The following is a 15,469-nucleotide window of genomic DNA, read 5'->3' on the forward strand; positions in this document are numbered from 1 at the left end:
CCCTCTCTCGTGGTCTTTAACGAGATATTCGCAATATTGTCGTGGTTTGAGTCAACCGCTTCGTGGGCCTCGTCAGCGGTTCGCGATGTGGGCGGGCACGGGGATCCCGTCCCGCAGCTTGGGGTCGGGCACGGGGGTGCCCCACTCCACGCGCAGAGGGAGGACACCGGCCCAGACCGGCAGCGCGTAGTCCTCGTCGTCGTCGTTCGGCGGGCCGGTGCGCACCTTCACCGACGCCTCGGCCAGCGAGATCGCGAGCACGGCGGTCATGGCCAGCTCCTTGCGGTCCGGCTCGCGCACCACGTCCCACTGGCCCGGCGCGAGCTGCTCGGTCACGGCGCGCAGCCCGGCCAGCCGCTCCTCCGGGTCCTCGACGGGGCGGGCACTGCCGTAGATCATCGCGGAGCGGTAGTTCACCGAGTGGTGGAACGCCGATCGGGCCAGCACGATGCCGTCGAGGTGCGTGACGGTCACGCACACCTGTGTCGCGGAGCGCAGCGAGGTGGCGCCCGTGGAGCCGTGCACGTACAGCGTGTCCTCGATGCGCCCGTACCCGGTGGGGATCACCATGGGGGCGCCGTCGTGCACGAGCCCGAGGTGGCAGATCAGCCCGGCGTCCAGCACGGCGTACAGCTCGGCGCGGTCGGTACGTCCCCGGTCCTTGGACCGGCGCAAGGTGGTGCGAGGAGTCGTGGAGAGCATGCGGCTACCGTAAGGACCAAGTGGACGGCGGTGGTACGTCCACTTCGGACCACTTCCAGGAGACCACTTTGCCGGGCCACGTCGACCTGCCCCTCACCCTCGACCGCCGGTCCCCGGTCTCCCTGGCCGTGCAGCTCAGCGACCAGCTCCGCGCCGGCATCCGCGACGGCGCCCTGCGCCCCGGCGAGCGCCTGCCCTCCAGCCGCTCCCTGGCCCACCTGCTGGCGGTCAGCCGCACCGTCGTCACCGAGGCCTTCCAGCAGCTCTACGCCGAGGGCTGGCTGGAGGGCAGGCACGGCTCCGGCACCTACGTCACCGACATCCCCGACCGCACCACCACCCCGGCACCTCCGGCGTCCGCGCCGGCCTCCCCCGCCGCGCCGCCGCCCGCCACGCCGCCGCCCGCCGCGCCGCCGCCCGCCGCGCCGCCGCCCGCCGGGCCGGCGGACCCGGTGGGAACCGTGCCGGACCCGTACAACGCGGCCGAGACGCCGGTCCCGTCCGGCATGATCGACCTGCGGCCGGGGCGGCCGTGGGTGCGGCACTACGACGCGGCGGCGTGGCGGCGGGCCTGGCGCACGGCGGGGGAGCGCCCGCCGTCCGACCTCGCGAGCCCCTACGGACTGCCGGGGCTGCGGGAGCTGCTCGCCGAGCACCTGCGCCGGGCGCGCGGCGTGCCGGTGGGGCCGGAGAACGTGATGGTGACCCGGGGCACGGCCCACGGGCTCGACCTGGTCGCCACGGCACTGCTCCGGCCGGGGGACGGCGCCGGGGTGGAGGACCCGGGGTACCGCGCCGCCCGCGAGGTGTTCGCCGCGCGCGGCGGCCGCGTGGTCCCGTGCCCGGTGGACGAGCAGGGCGTGCTGCCCGCCGAGCTGCCGGACCGGCTGCGCGTGCTGTACACGACCCCCGCGCACCAGTACCCCCTCGGCGGCCGCCTGCCCATCCCGCGCCGCGAGGGCCTGCTCGCCTGGGCCCGCCGCGCCGGCACCACCGTCGTGGAGGACGACTACGACGCGGAGTTCCGCTACGACGTCGCCCCCCTGCCCGCCCTCTACGGCCTCGACCCCGGGCGGGTCGTGCTCCTCGGCACGTTGTCGAAGTCCCTGGCCCCGGACGTGGGTGTCGGCTGGCTCGTCGCCGGCCCCGACCTGCTGCACGAGATCGCCCACATCCGCCGCCGCCTGAACGACCGCACCTCGGGCCCGGTGCAGGCGGCCGTCTCCGTGCTCCTGGAACGAGGCGACCTGGACCGCCACCTGCGCCGCATGCGGCTGGAGTACGCCCGCCGCCGCGCCGCCATCGTCGAGGCCCTCGGCGGCCACGTCCGCGGCGACTCCGCCGGCCTGCACGTCTTCGTCCCGCTCCCGGAGGACCGCGTGGCACCTCTGGTGGCGGCCGCCGCCGCGCGGGGTGTGTTGCTGGACACCACCACCCGCCACCACCACGGCCCCACCCGCGTGCCCGGCCTGGTGCTCGGCTACGGCTCCGCTTCGCTCAGCGACGTCCGCAAGGGGTGCGCCGTACTCTCCGCCCTCCTCTGAGCGGGTCAGGCCGCCTCGGGGTTGCGGTGCGATTGTGGCACGGTCGGCGTGGCGGGCGGCGGCGGGGCGGGCGCCAGGGCGCTGAGGACCGGCAGGGCGCGGCCGGCGTACATGGGGTCGACCGGCAGCACGTGCGCGGCCCACCAGCGGGCCGGGCGGGGATCGGGCGAGGGGGTGACGAACGCCTCGGCGTAGTCGTCGTACGGCGGGTCGTACAGGTAGCCGGTGGGGATGCCCTGCCGGGCCAGCGTGACCAGCGCGGCGTCGCGGTCGGCGACCAGCAGCGGGACGCGGAACAGGGGCTGGTCGGTGTGGCGCAGCACGGCGGGGGCCACGGTGGGGAGCTCGGCCAGCTTGGCGACGCCGGCGAGGCGGCGGGGCCGGTCCGCGGGGAGGCGGGACAGGCAGCGGGCCTGGTACCAGCGGGCGACGCGGCGCCGGGTGTCGCGGTAGTCGTGCAGGTCGGCGCGCACCCAGGGGTCCATGGCGGGCAGGTCGGGCGCGTGCTTGAGCGCCGTGCGCAGGTCCTCGGGGCGCAGCGCGATGCGGTGGCCGTCGCGGGGCTCGGTGAGCCGCAGCAGGCGGGCGAGGCCCATGGCGGGCCTGGCCATGTCGAGCCGCAGCGCCGTGCGGCGGGCCATCGAGGTCGCCACCCCGGTCAGCTCCTTGCGCAGCACCCCGGGCCGCAGCAGCAGGTCGCGCTCGGCGGTGAGACGCCGCGCGGTGGCGGCGTCCTCGACCGCGAGCACGCCCCCGGAACCCGCCCCGGCGTGCTTGGACAGGCTGAACACCCCCGCGGCGCCGAACGTGCCGAGCGGCTGCCCGTCCACCGAGGTCTCGGCCGCGTGCGCGACGTCCTCGATGACGAGCAGGCCCGCCATGCCCCGCACCTCGTCGGGCAGCCCGTACAGATTGGTGGTGAGCACGGCGTCCACGCCGCAGAGCAGCGCACGGGCCAGCTCGATGTTGCCGTCCAGCACCGAGATCGGCGCGATGACGGGGATGAGCCCGGCGGCGAGCACGAGGAACAGGATCTCGTCCGCCGAGATGGGCGACATGAGCAGTCGCTGTCCGGGTGTGCACCAGTGCCGCAGGGCGAGGAACAACCCGAGCCGGTTGGAGGGCAGATACACCGTCTCCCGGCCGGTGCGGGCGGCTATGAGTTGCTCAGGACTCACGTCTCCTCGTTTCGCCCCTCTGGGCGGTGGATGGGCGACCCAGAGCTGAAAAGGTAGCGCACCCCAAGTGGCCCGTGGTGCGCAGGGGACGATCGTTACGAGGCGAGCGATGGCGCCGGCGGGCTGGGGCGTCGGCAGGAGAGCGAGGTGGGCGGGGGGTGGAGCGTTACGACGCGATCGAGGTGCGGATCTTCCCGAACGTCTTGAGCGCCAGGTCCGCGGTCTCCCGCAGCATCGAGTTGGCGAGCACGGTGCCGCGCGCCTTGCGCACCGGCACGCGGACCAGCCAGTGCATCCCCGCGCCCGGGGTGGGCCGGGCGAGACGCCCCTCGGTGACCCACAGTTCCCCGGTCTTCAGCTTCTCCTTGTACTCCTTCTCGCCCCGCCCCATGTCGATGAGCCGGATGCCGGCGCCGGCGGCCTTCTCGGCCATCGCCAGGTGGTGGATCAGCCCGGGGGAGTACTTGGCGAACGCCGGGTCGTACGCCGGGAACCAGCCCGCCAGGGTGGTGGCGGTGCGCAGCCCGAAGTGCCCGGCGACCGGCCGCCCGTCCACGTAGATCATGTCGAGCGACCCGCCGAAGTCCGGTGTGTTCACCCGCAGCAGGTTCTGCACCAGCTCCAGGATCCACGGCCGGGAGAACCGGTCGGCGCGGCCGGTGCGCCGGTACTGGTCGGTCTTCCAGTCCAGCAGGGTGCGCAGCGCCGACTCGTCGGTGGTGGCGTAGTCGTGCCGCAGCTCCCCGAAGTCCCGCTGCAGCTTGCGGCTCTTGTACGCGGTGGACTTGTACGTCTTGCCGGAGACCTGCTTCAGCACCTCGACGTACGCCTCGTAACCGTCGGACAGGTCGATCACCGGCGAGGGGTGCCTGCTGTGCCGGGCGGGCACCAGCGGCTGCCCGGCGATCAGGTGGTCGAACTCGAACACCCCGAGCCCGCACGCCTTCATCAGGGCGTAGGGGTCCACCTCGATGTCCTTGGCGTGCACCATGCCCTGCGCGTCGGTGAGCCCCGCCGCGACCGGCCGCCCGATGCCGAGCGGGTGGCGCTCGAACGGGAAGAACCCCACGATGTCCGGCCCGTCGTACAGCACGGCGACCCGCGCCTGCTCGCGCACCCGGCCGGTTTCGACGGTGAACTCGGGGGACAGGAAGGGACTGTCCAGCGCGGGGTCGGCGTTCTGGAGCAACCTCCACCGTTCCGTCTCGGAGGCTCCGAGCTCCCGGGGGTGAACGACGGAGATACGCATGGGCTCCTACTGAGTGTGAGTGCGGACCTGGGCCCGCTCCTTCACCAGCTTGGGGCCTGGCCTGTAATAGTAGGATAAAGATCAGATCACGGTGCGGTCAGAACAGGTGTCATCTTCGTCACCGTTCCATGGTCACGGCACGTTCCATCCCTTGGCGGGGCCGGGGGACGCTCAGGTCCACCGCGTGCTCGCCGACGATGCGCTGCACGTCGATGGGCCCGGGGTCGCCCTCGTGGGTGCCCGGCACCTGGGAGTTGCCGAAGTGACCGCCCTTGGCCCACACCCGCAGGCTGCCCTGCTCGGCCACCGAGTGCGGGTACGGCAGGGGCGGCCCGGCGGGCCAGCGCCGCGGCACCTGCCAGGAGTCGAGCCACGTCAGGATGTCGTCGAGCCCGTCCAGCTTGCTCTCGGTGAACGGCTCGTCCACCGAGCCGAGCACCCTGATCTGGACGCACACCCTGCCGTGCCGGTTGAGATCCCCAGGCAGGCCGCAGGCGGCCCGGGTCGGGGGAAGGGACTGGGCGATCTGCCCCGTCACCGGGTTCCACACCAGGTGGGCGGGGCGTTTCAACTGGTTGAGCCGTTGGGCCACGGATTTGGCGGACACCCTCTGGGGATCGGTCTGGAAGATCGACCAGACCACCCGGGGTGCGCCGCCAGCCATGGGGCCGGCGTCCTCTGGAGCGGGAATTCGACTGGCGACGGGCAGCCATGCTTGGGCCACAGTGCCCCCTCAAATCCTCGGTCGCCGGGTTTATACCCCTTTCATGAAGGAGTTGACACCTTAGGGGGCTTGTTTGTTGGTTGATCTCTGATCTGCGCACATGACTCCCAAACAGGTCTAATAGGGAGCTTGGCGGGTACCCGGGGCGTGCCGCACGAGTTCCTGTCACACGGTGAACAGTGGGAGCATTCAAGGGTTCTGCAAGCGTGAGTAGATACGGTGACTGTGTGGTGGAAAGCACTGGTCGGCACGCACGTCGTCGCTACGTCCCGAAGGGCCCCGTCGCCCTCGTGGCAGGCCTGGTCACCCTGGCCCTGGTGGTCGGGCTCCTCGCCTACGGCGCCCGCCGGGGCGCGGGACGTGCCGACGGCGTGCCCGCCACGATCCTCGCGACCCCGGAGCCGCCGCCGGTGCTGGAGTCGCCCCCCGTGGTGGAGAGCTGGCCGCGCTGGGGCGTCACCCACACGCAGTACAGCGCCGACAACGAGGACGACGCCGCCGCCCGCGCGCGCGACCTGCTCAGCCGGGTTCCCATGCTGCAGAACCAGCACATCATGGGCTGGGGAGCGGGCAACCCCGAGCCGGCGCCCGGCAAGTACGACTTCCGCGACCTCGACCGCAGGGTCAAGCTGATGGCCGCCACCGGGGCCCAGCCCGTGCTCACCCTCTGCTGCGCCCCGGACTGGATGAAGGGCGGCGCCGAGGGCCGCACGGCCTGGAGCAAGATCGAGGTCGCCCCGCTGCGGGAGCACTTCGACGACTTCGCCAAGCTCTCCGCCACCATCGCCAAGCGGTACCCGACCATCACCCACTACATGGTCTGGAACGAGTTCAAGGGCTTCTGGGACGACGTCCACAACAGTTGGGACGCCGAGGCCTACACCGACCTCTACAACCGCGTCTACGACGCGCTGAAGGCCGTCAACCCCAAGATCCAGGTCGGCGGGCCGTACGTCCCGGTGGACAGCCACGTCAGCTCCGCCAACTCCTCGGAACTGAAGGGGCCCTGGGGCGCCATCGACAACAGGCCGCTGGACAGCATCGAGTACTGGCTGAAGCACAAGCGGGGCGCCGACTTCGTCGTCATCGACGCGTCCTCGGCCACCAACGACAAGGGCCTCGTCCCTGACGAGTTCACCGCGCTGCAGAAGTTCTCCACCATGACGACGTGGTTGCGGCAGAAGAGCGGCGACCTGCCGGTGTGGTGGGCCGAGTGGTACATCGCGCCCGACAACATCGGCTGGGACGAGCAGCACCGCACCGCCGTCCAGGTGGCCGCCATGATGGAGTTCGCCAGGAGCGGCGCCGCCACCGCGCTGTACTGGAACCCCCAGCGGCGCACCGGCGACGACTGCCCCGGCTGCATGTGGTCCCCCGGGTCCGGCGACGAGATGCCCATGGCGGGGGTGCTGAGCGGCTTCACGCGGTGGTTCACCGCCGGCGCCGCGCTGGTCGACGTGACGGTCTCCGACCGCCGGGCCCGGGTGCTCGCGGTGGAGAAGCAGATGGTCATCGTCAACACCACCCCCGAGCCCCTGTCGGTCACCGTGGACGGCAAGCCGTTCGACCTCGACGCCTACGGCGTCGAGTGGAGCGACCGCGGCCAGTGAGCCGGAACGGTCCGCGCGGACCGTCCGTGACCAGGCCGGGGCATCCCGGCCGGTGAGCGTTCCGGCGTACCGGGGCCGGTGACCCCCGTTCTGGCGTACCGGGGCCGATGCTTCCGTTCTGGCGCGAGCGCGCCGGGGGTACCGGGGCCGGTGAGCCTCGTCCCGTGGCCGGGTGGTCGTCAGACCGATGTCAGGGTCAGGAAGCGTTCCACGATCACCGCGAGGGCGGCCGCCGTCATGAGCAGGCCGATGAGGACCAGGCGGCGCCTGCCGCGGGTGGAGGTCCCCGGGCCTCGCAGGCGGGCCAGCTCGGCGCTGAACAGCGTGCCGACGGCCAGGGCCAGGGCCACCAGGCCGAACGGCGTCCACGGGGTGGAGCGGTCGCCGACCAGGGTCATGCCGGACGGCGGCGGGATCTCCGCGCCCCTCGGGTACGACCGCAGGGTGTAGAGCGCCGCGTCGGCGTTGGCGTACACCTTTCTCAGGTACCGCGAGTCGTCGAGCGACGCGCGGAACCGGGTGCCCCAGTCGCCGGAGAAACCGTGGTTGAGCTCCAGGTACGCCGCCTGGCCCCTGCTCATGATCACGAACGTGTTGGGCGGCTGGGCGCGCAGCGCGGTGAGCACCCCCTCCAGGTCCCCCGGGTCCGGGGTGACCAGCGCCTGGAAGTAGTCCACCCGGTCGATGTCCCGCTCCCGCCACGGCACCGTCGGCGTCACCTCGTCGCCCAGCACCGGCACCAGGTACAGCAGCCGCGCGCTCGGCTGGTCGTGCTCGTAGACGTACCGCATCGCCGCGGCCTCGCCCGTGGTGATCCACTCGAACTTCTCGTTGCCGTACCGCGCCACCAGGAACGCCACCGACAACGCCAGCGCCGTGCACGCCGCCAGCACCGCCGACAGCCGGCGCGTCGTCTCCGGCGGCAGCCACACCCGGCGCCGCCGCACCGGCACCGTCTCCTCCTCGCGCGCCGTGCCGGTGTGCGCCGGCAGGTTCGGGAAGAAGGCGTAGGACCCGAGGATGCAGGCGGCGGGCAGCGCGAACAGGTACACCCGCAGGCCGATCTCGCCGCCGTAGCTCTGCAGGCCGAGCGCCAGCGCCGGCACGCACAGCAGCAGCACCGCCACCCGGTCGCCGACGCCGCGCCGCAGGCGCCGCAGCAGCCCCACGCCGGCGAACAGCAGGATCACGCCGCAGATGCCGAGCCGCACCTGGAGCACGAGGGCGTGCTGCGGGTCGGTGCCCTGCAGGCGGTCGCCGGTGTTCTCCTGGAGGTTGGCGAAGATGCGCCCGATGCCGCCGAACAGCTCGTCGATCCGGCCGCTCCAGAACGGCGTGGCCTGGTAGTTGATCCACGCGAGCACGAGCAGGCCGAGGAACACCGGCAGCGTCAGCGACAGCGTGCTGCGCCGCAGCAGGATCAGGCCGGTCAGCGCGCCGAGCATCATGAACGGCGTGATCTGGTGGGTCGCCGTGGTCGCCACGAACAGCCCCACCAGCAGCGTCAGCAGCACCACCCGGTCGGTCACGGTCGTCGGGCGGGACGGCAGCTCGCCGGGGGCCAGCCGGTCCAGCCGGGCCAGCAGGCGGCGGAGCGGGCCCTTGGACGGCAGGGGGGCCGACCGCGGCTCCGCCTTGCCGAACCACCGCAGCAGGATCGCGATGAACACCAGGTACAGGGCGTACGTGAAGCCCTGCGGCGAGAAGTAGTCCTGCCCGATCCACTGCACGAGGATGAACAGCAGCGCGGCGAACCACCGGGCGCGGGTGGTGGCCACCAGGCGGCGCAGGATCAGCACGAACGGCAGCAGGTACAGCAGGTTCGAGACGAACGGCGTCCACTGCAGGATCGTCGTCATGTCGTCGACCCCGGCGGCGCGCAGCACGAAGCCGAACAACGCGAAGAACCCCGGCCAGGCGAACCGCGCGTCCAGGCCCGGCAGCGTCTCGCCCGCCCGTCCGATGTACTCCGCGAAGCCCGCGTGCACCCAGGCGGTGGCGAACCTCGGCTCCGGCTCCACCAGCGCGGCGGCGCCGTGCAGGGTGAACGTCACCGCGGCGAGCTGGAACAGCAGCAGGCCCTTGCGGTCGGTGTTCTGGGTCAGCGTCACGAAGAACGAGACGATGATCAGCGCGATCGCCGCGAACGCCGTCACCGGCAGCACCGACACCAGCCCGAGCCCGTCGAGCTGCCGCAGGTCCACCCCGCGCATGGGCCCGTACGGCACGCGCAGCGCGAGCACGTACATGACCAGGCCCTCGACGGTCAGCAGCGGCGGCAGCCACGTCGCCGCGCTGCCCGCCACCCGCGTCGCCCAGGACGGCCGCACGTCCGTCGCCGGCGCCCGCCCGATGCGCAACGGCACGAGCGGCTCGGGTTCGGGGTCCGGTTCCCGCCCGGGTTCCGGGCCGGCGGGGCGGACGACGGGCACCGCGGGCTTGCGCACCTCGACGGTGGCGTCCTCCGGCTCCAGGTCGGGATCCGATCCGGGCTCGGCCTCAGGCTCCCGGTCCGGGTCGGACTCCTCCCCGGGCTCCGGCCCGGGGACGGGGACCAGCGCGGGATCCGGTTCCGGCTCGGGCTCCCGGTCCGGGTCGGACTCCGGGTCCCCTCCAGGCTCAGACCGCGGGGCGGAGCCGGCCTTCGGCCCGGGGTCCGCCTCGCGCTCAGGCTCCGGCTCGGACGTGGCCGCGTGCTCCGGGGCCGCGTCAGGCTCCGGCTTGGATCTGGCCGCGGGCTTCGGGTCGGCAGGCTCCGGCTTGGATTTGGCCGCGGGCCCCCGGTCGGCAGGCACCAGCTTGGAATTGGCCGCGCGCTCCGGTTCCGCCTCAGGCTCGGGCTTGGATTTGGCCGCGCGCTCCGGTCCCGCCTCGGGCTCGGGCTTGGGCTTCGACTGTGACTTGGCCTCGGGTTCCGGTTCCGGTGCGGGTTGCCGCTCGGGCTTCGCCTCCGGCTCGGTCGTGGGAGGCGCCGGGGTGGACCTCGCCGCGACGACGACCGGGAGCGGGATCACCTGGGTGGCGTCCTCGTCCGGGGGGCCGATCGGATCGGCGGTGGCGTCGAGATCCACCTCTGGGGCGTCGCCGGTGACGGCCGCCTGTTCTTTCACCTCGTCGCCTGTCCGTCGCCTCACGTAGACCATGATGCGGCCTCGGCCGCCTCCCGCGCGCTCGCCGGCCGCGGCGCCCCGGGGTGATTGAGTATTCTGCGCAGTCCCGGAAGGATCAGCAACGCCACCAGGATCTCACTGAACAGCAGGCCGTACCCCACCGCGGCGCCGCCCGCCACCGGCAGCAGCACCACCGAGGACGTCAGCACCAGCACCGCGAGCCCGATCTGCACCACCGCCAGCGTGCGCGGACGGCCCTGCGCCCGCATGCCGCTCAGGTAGATCTCGATCAGCACCCGGGGCAGCACCGCCAGCGCCATGAGCCGCAGCAGCAGCGTGCCGTGCTCGGCGAAGCCCGGCCCGAACACCGAAAGGATCAGCGGCGCCGCCGCGAACGTCACCAGCGACACCGGCGCGATGATGAGGTAGGACCGCCGCATCGCCTGTCTGCAGTTGGCGGCCAGGCGGGACCGGTCGTGGGAGCCCTCCACGGTGAGCGACGTCGCCATGTTGATGGCCAGCAGCTCGATCATCGCGCCGAGCGTCTGCGCCATCGCGAAGTACCCGAACATCTCGCCGCTGATCTGCGAGGCGACGTACACCGGCAGGAAGTACACGATCGCCAGGATCGAGAACGCCCCAGGGTAGTCACCGGCCAGGAAACGCCCGACCTCGCGCAGCCGCGGCGGCCGTGTGCCCTCCGTGGCCCGCCGGGCGTGCCGGGGCACCAGCACCCCGAAGATGAACAGGTTGACCGGGATCAGCGCCAGGGCCGTCGGGATGATCCACGACACGTAGATGCCGTCGTCGGGCAGCGCGCCCGCCAGCGCGACCAGCAGCCCCATCTTGATCAGCCCGAAGCACAGGCTGTTCACCGGCACCCACACGGCCTTGCGCAGCCCGGCGAGCACCACGTCCTGCAGGGTGAAGACACACCAGATGGCCACCGCGGCGAGGAAGAACACCCCAGGCCCGACCCCGGCGAGCGTCGCGTAGTTCTCGCCCCACACCGGCAGCGTGAGCAGGAACCCGACGGCGGCGGCAACGGCGGTCAGCGTGGCCACTAAGTATCCCCGGCCGATCAGCCCGCCGGTGCGCCGCCCCGCGATCGGGACGAACCTCGCGAGCGCGCCGGTCAGCCCGAGCGCGATCAGCCCGGCGAACAGCCGCATCGCGGTGATCAGCGCCTGGCTGCGGCCGAAGTCCTCGGGGGAGTACAGGCGCGCGGCGAGCAGCCAGTAGCCCATGCCGAGCACCGCCGTGAGGCCGGTGTTGGCCATCAGGGCGTAGCCGTTGAGGAAGAGAGGATTGCGCAGGTCGCGAAGCAGGCGGCGCCGCAGCACCGCCAGCCGTCCCGACGGCTCGCGCCCGTCCGGCCGTCCCGGCTCGTCGTGCGCGGCGGTCGTGCCCATCACCGCGTCACCCCCCCTCGTCGACACGCGGCGTTCGCCTTCGCGGCTACGTCACTCACGCCCTGCCACGTGGCGCAGACCGTATCGCGTTCGCCGCACCACCGCGTATCCCTTGGTCAGGGCGCGTTCCTTCAGGTAGATCATCGGCACGCCGCGGCCCTCCACCGCGCGGCGGAAACGGTCCATGGTGGTGGACCGGCCCACGGTGAGGCGGGGAAGCGCCATCACGTCGGCGCCGTCGTCGGTGAGCGCGTTGGCCACCGCGCAGGCGGCCCAGTACCCGGCCTTGCGCACCTCGCGGCGCACCCGGGCGCTGGAGTAGCCGTACGGGTACGCCATGGTGGCGACCGGGCGGCCCACCTTGTCCTCCAGCAGCGCTTTGTTGCGGCGCAGCTCCTGGCGCAGGTCGGCGTCGGAGAGCTGGTCGAGCTGCGGGTGGCTGTGGCTGTGCCCGGCGATCTCGACGCCACAGGACGCCGCCTCGCGGGTCTGGCTCCAGGTCAGCATGCGGTCCAGCGGCCGGCCCGCGGCGTCCGGGCCGGCGTCGTCGAGCCACCCGCTGGTCACGAACACGGTCGCGGGGATGCCGAGGCGCTCCAGCACGGGCAGGGCCTCGGTGTGGAAGTCGGCGTACCCGTCGTCGAACGTCACCACCACCGGCCGGTCGGGCGTGGGCGCGCCGCCGGTGCCGTACAGGGTGGCGACGAGGTCCCCGAGGGTGAGCGGCGTGAAACCGCGGTCCTTGAGGTAGGTCATCTGCGACTCGAACATCGACGGGCGGACCGCCAGCGGCTTCGTCGCGCTGTTCGGCCGGTCGGTGACCGAGTGGTACATCAGGATGGGGACGCGCATGTGATCACTGCTCCTGGTCGTCCGGGCGGCCGGCCCGGTTCCCGCGCAGGCGCAGCCGGGCGGACCCGACGGCGTACCCCCAGGTGGTCCAGGCCAGCCCGACGACGATCGCCCCCGCCCTGGACAGGCCCGCGGGATCGCCCCGCAGCGCCTCGGCCACCCCGCGCAGCACACCGGCGGGCAATGTCTTGAACGCGTGGGCGCGCTCGCTGGACAGGCCGTCCCCGGCGCCCACGCTCCGCGCCACCAGCGCCTTGGACAGGCCCTCGGCGTAGCAGCGGGAACGGAAGTAGCGGAACGTGGACCGTGCCGCCGGAACCCGGTGGCCGATCATCGCGTCCGGCTCGAACATCATGATCGAGCCGGGTCTGCGCTGCGCGAGCCGTATGCAGAACTCGGTCTCCTCGCAGCCGAGGGGCCGGCTCTTTCGCCCCTGCACGCTGCGGCCGATGCCGGAGTGGAAACCGCCCACCCCCTGGACGGCCTCCTTGCGGAAGGCCGCGTTACCCCCCATCACGTTGCGTATGGGCTTTCGTTCCGCGGGCAGGCCGCGGTAGGTGCACCCGACGGTCCAGTCGAACTCCTCGGGGAACCACCGCGGACGGGCACCCGTGTCCCAGAGCGGCTTGGTCAGCCCGCCGACCCCCACGACGGCCGGGTTGGCGCCATGCCGCTCGGACATCGTCCTCTCGAACGCCTCCAGCCATCCGGCGTCCGCCACCGCGTCGTCATCGAGGAACGCCACGACGTCACCCGTCGCGGTCGCGGTCCCGGTGTTCTTCCCGCCGGACAGGCCCCGGTCGTGGTTGTTCTCCACGACGATCGCGTCGGTGTACTCACGCTTCAGCCGCAGATGCAGCTCGGGGTTGTAATCGACGACGAGGATGAGTTCCTCCGGTGGGCGCCGCTGGCCGCGCACGGAGCGCACGGCCGCGCCGATGTCGTCCCACCGCTCCTCGGTGTACACACAGATGACGACGGATATCTTCATGACGGTTACGCCGCGCCCTGGTCGGCGGCGGGCTGCCGCTCGGCCGGCGCGCGGCCGGCCTCGATCGCGGGGCGCCGCCACTCGCGCATGATGGTCTTGAACACGCGCCAGCCGTCGCGCACGACGCGAAGGTTGCTCTCGCCGTGGATGCGGCACCGCTCGTGGCTCGGCACCTCGTGCACCTTCAGGCCCGCCTTGGCCGCCCGGATGTTCATCAGCGTCTCCACCTCGAAGCCCTGGCAGTCCAGGTCGAGCGTGTCGAGGTGGCGCGCCCAGAACGCGTTGTAGCCGTAGCACAGGTCGGTGTACTGCGTGCCGTAGATCCAGTTCACCATGGAACGAAGCACGCTGTTGCCGAGCCTGCGGCTGAAGGTGAGGTCGTCGCTGCCGCCGCCGCTGGCGTACCGGGAGCCCTTGACGAAGTCGGCCCCGGCGACCAGCGCGCTGACGAAGTGGACGATCTCGCGGCCGTCGGTGGAGCCGTCGGCGTCGATCATCACGATGATGTCGCCGGTGCACGCGGCGAACCCGGTCGACAGGGCGTCGCCCTTGCCCTTGCCGCGCTGCTGCACGACGCGGAGGTTCGGGCGCAGCCTGCGGGCCACCGCGACGGTGTCGTCGGTGGAGTTGCCGTCGACGAGCACGACCTCGTCGATCCAGTGGGGCAGCGTGGCGAACACGTGCGGAAGGTTCTCCGCCTCGTTCATGGCCGGGACGACCACGCTGACGGTCGGGGATATGGCCAGGTGCGGGGTGAGGGGGGTGAAACGGTCCACGGTGGGAAGCGGTCTCAGCGTGCCAAGCTGAGTCTTCCCGTTGTGCTTGGTGGTGGTCTCGGGACTCATTTTCGAGGGATGTCCTTCCGGGCGGTCTGACATCGGCGGCGACTGCCAACAGGACCGGCGCGACTGGACGGAGAGGGGTTTCCCCGTCCCGGTCGTAGCAGTAGAGGGGTGTCGGATCTTGCGGTGGGGGAGAGCCGGGTCAGCTCGCCCCCGAGGGTTCCTTCTGGATGGCGTCGGGCTGGAGAGTGGTACGGACCCGTCCGAAGCCCTTCAGTAACCGGTCGGCCAGCCGGTACAGCGAAGGGCGATCGACGACGATGCTGCGTGCCTTGTTGACGGGTGTCCGGCCCATCCAGTGAACGGCGGCCGTCGCCGACGGACGGGAGACCCGGCCCTCGGAGACGTGGATGACGCCGCTCTTCAACCAGCCCTTGTACTCCCGGCCCCCCTTGCCCATGTCGACCTGGCCCAGGCCGTGGGACGCGGCCTGCTCCGCCATGTGCAAGTGGTGCATTATCCCGGGGGAGTACCGGGCGAACTCCGGGTCGTACGCGGGGAACCAGCCGACCAGCGTGCGGTGCGTACGCAGGCCGAAGTGCCCCGCCACCGGGGTGTCCCCGGCGTACAACATGGTCAGCACGCCGCCGAACGACGGTGTGTCGGTGGCGTGCATCTGCTCGATCAGCTCGACGATCCAGGGCTGGGCGAAGCGGTCCACCCGTCCCGTGCGGCGGTACTGATCGGACTTCCAGGTGGTCAGCGTGCGCATCGACTCGGGATCGGTGGCACGCCACTCCATGCGGACCTCGCCGTGTTCACGGGCGAGCTTGCGCTCCTTGTACCGGATGGTCTTGTAGTTCTTCGGCGAGTGCTCACGGACGTGCGCGACATAGGCCTCGTACCCGGAGGTGAGGTCCATGATCGGCACAGGCCGCACCGCCGATTCGTGCGGCACGAACGTGGGCTGTCCCGCCACCATGTGGTCGAAGTCGAACACCGAGAGCCCGCAGGCCCGCAGGAGCGTGCGGGCGCAGAGCTCCACCTCCGGGTGGGCGATCAGGCCGTGGCAGGTGGTCAGCCAGCTACCGAGCGGCTTGCCGATGCCGAACGAATGCCGCTCGAAGGGCAGGAAGGCGACCACTTTCGTGCCGTCCTCCACGACGGCGACGCGTGCGAAAGAGCGGAGCCGGTCCACGGCGAGAGCGAACTCGATGGAAAGGAATGGGTTGTCCAGGGTCGGGGTGGACTGCTGGAGGTCACGCCACAGGGCGATCTCAGGGTCCCCTAAGTCCCCCGGCCGGACCACTGTCAC

12 protein-coding genes are annotated in these 15,469 nt (G+C 72.0%); 2 read left to right on the top strand and 10 right to left on the bottom strand.

Annotated elements, in window-relative coordinates:
- Nucleotides 1–72: 72 nt before the first annotated feature.
- Nucleotides 73–702, bottom strand: coding sequence for a pyridoxamine 5'-phosphate oxidase family protein (locus tag ABGB17_RS29100; RefSeq protein WP_347635182.1), 630 nt, complete (start codon nucleotides 700–702; stop codon nucleotides 73–75).
- A 68-nt stretch (nucleotides 703–770) separates the two neighbouring features.
- On the opposite strand from ABGB17_RS29100, the gene ABGB17_RS29105 reads away from it, so the two are divergent.
- Entirely contained in the window at nucleotides 771–2,246 is a 1,476-nt protein-coding gene (locus tag ABGB17_RS29105) for a PLP-dependent aminotransferase family protein (protein WP_347635184.1), read from the top strand.
- 5 nt (nucleotides 2,247–2,251) lie between these two features.
- Here ABGB17_RS29105 and ABGB17_RS29110 read toward each other — a convergent pair whose 3' ends face one another.
- From ABGB17_RS29110 to ABGB17_RS29120, 3 genes are all read right to left on the bottom strand, one after another.
- Complete coding sequence (locus ABGB17_RS29110) at nucleotides 2,252–3,424, bottom strand: DegT/DnrJ/EryC1/StrS family aminotransferase (RefSeq protein WP_347635186.1); 1,173 nt, start codon at nucleotides 3,422–3,424, stop codon at nucleotides 2,252–2,254.
- A 166-nt stretch (nucleotides 3,425–3,590) separates the two neighbouring features.
- On the bottom strand, nucleotides 3,591–4,673 hold the full coding sequence (locus ABGB17_RS29115) for a GNAT family N-acetyltransferase (RefSeq protein ID WP_347635188.1): 1,083 nt from the start codon (nucleotides 4,671–4,673) through the stop codon (nucleotides 3,591–3,593).
- A 118-nt stretch (nucleotides 4,674–4,791) separates the two neighbouring features.
- A complete protein-coding gene (locus tag ABGB17_RS29120; RefSeq protein WP_347635190.1) occupies nucleotides 4,792–5,337 on the bottom strand; it encodes a hypothetical protein in 546 nt (181 codons plus the stop codon).
- A gap of 350 nt (nucleotides 5,338–5,687) precedes the next feature.
- Here ABGB17_RS29120 and ABGB17_RS29125 point away from each other — a divergent pair, with 350 nt between their 5' ends.
- Nucleotides 5,688–7,007, top strand: coding sequence for a xylan 1,4-beta-xylosidase (locus ABGB17_RS29125; protein ID WP_347635192.1), 1,320 nt, complete (start codon nucleotides 5,688–5,690; stop codon nucleotides 7,005–7,007).
- Nucleotides 7,008–7,186: 179 nt separating this feature from the next.
- On the opposite strand, the gene ABGB17_RS29130 is transcribed toward ABGB17_RS29125, so the two are convergent.
- The 6 genes from ABGB17_RS29130 to ABGB17_RS29155 all read right to left on the bottom strand — a co-directional run bounded on the left by ABGB17_RS29130 (nucleotide 7,187) and on the right by ABGB17_RS29155 (nucleotide 15,469).
- The gene (locus ABGB17_RS29130; RefSeq protein ID WP_347635194.1) at nucleotides 7,187–10,141 is read right to left on the bottom strand and encodes a hypothetical protein; all 2,955 of its coding nucleotides are present in this window, start codon (nucleotides 10,139–10,141) and stop codon (nucleotides 7,187–7,189) included.
- On the bottom strand, nucleotides 10,138–11,556 hold the full coding sequence (locus ABGB17_RS29135) for a hypothetical protein (RefSeq protein WP_347635196.1): 1,419 nt from the start codon (nucleotides 11,554–11,556) through the stop codon (nucleotides 10,138–10,140). Before ABGB17_RS29135 ends, ABGB17_RS29130 begins: the two co-directional genes overlap by 4 nt.
- A gap of 24 nt (nucleotides 11,557–11,580) precedes the next feature.
- A complete protein-coding gene (locus tag ABGB17_RS29140; RefSeq protein ID WP_347635198.1) occupies nucleotides 11,581–12,381 on the bottom strand; it encodes a polysaccharide deacetylase family protein in 801 nt (266 codons plus the stop codon).
- A 4-nt stretch (nucleotides 12,382–12,385) separates the two neighbouring features.
- Nucleotides 12,386–13,372 (bottom strand): glycosyltransferase family 2 protein, encoded by a 987-nt coding sequence (locus ABGB17_RS29145; RefSeq protein WP_347635200.1) that lies wholly within the window; start codon nucleotides 13,370–13,372, stop codon nucleotides 12,386–12,388.
- A 5-nt stretch (nucleotides 13,373–13,377) separates the two neighbouring features.
- Nucleotides 13,378–14,217: a glycosyltransferase family 2 protein gene (locus ABGB17_RS29150; protein WP_347635202.1), complete on the bottom strand. Its 840-nt coding sequence runs from the start codon at nucleotides 14,215–14,217 to the stop codon at nucleotides 13,378–13,380.
- Nucleotides 14,218–14,356: 139 nt separating this feature from the next.
- A complete protein-coding gene (locus tag ABGB17_RS29155) occupies nucleotides 14,357–15,469 on the bottom strand; it encodes a GNAT family N-acetyltransferase (RefSeq protein WP_347635204.1) in 1,113 nt (370 codons plus the stop codon).

The sequence above is a fragment of the Sphaerisporangium sp. B11E5 genome, assembly GCF_039871875.1.
Lineage (GTDB): Bacteria > Actinomycetota > Actinomycetes > Streptosporangiales > Streptosporangiaceae > Sphaerisporangium.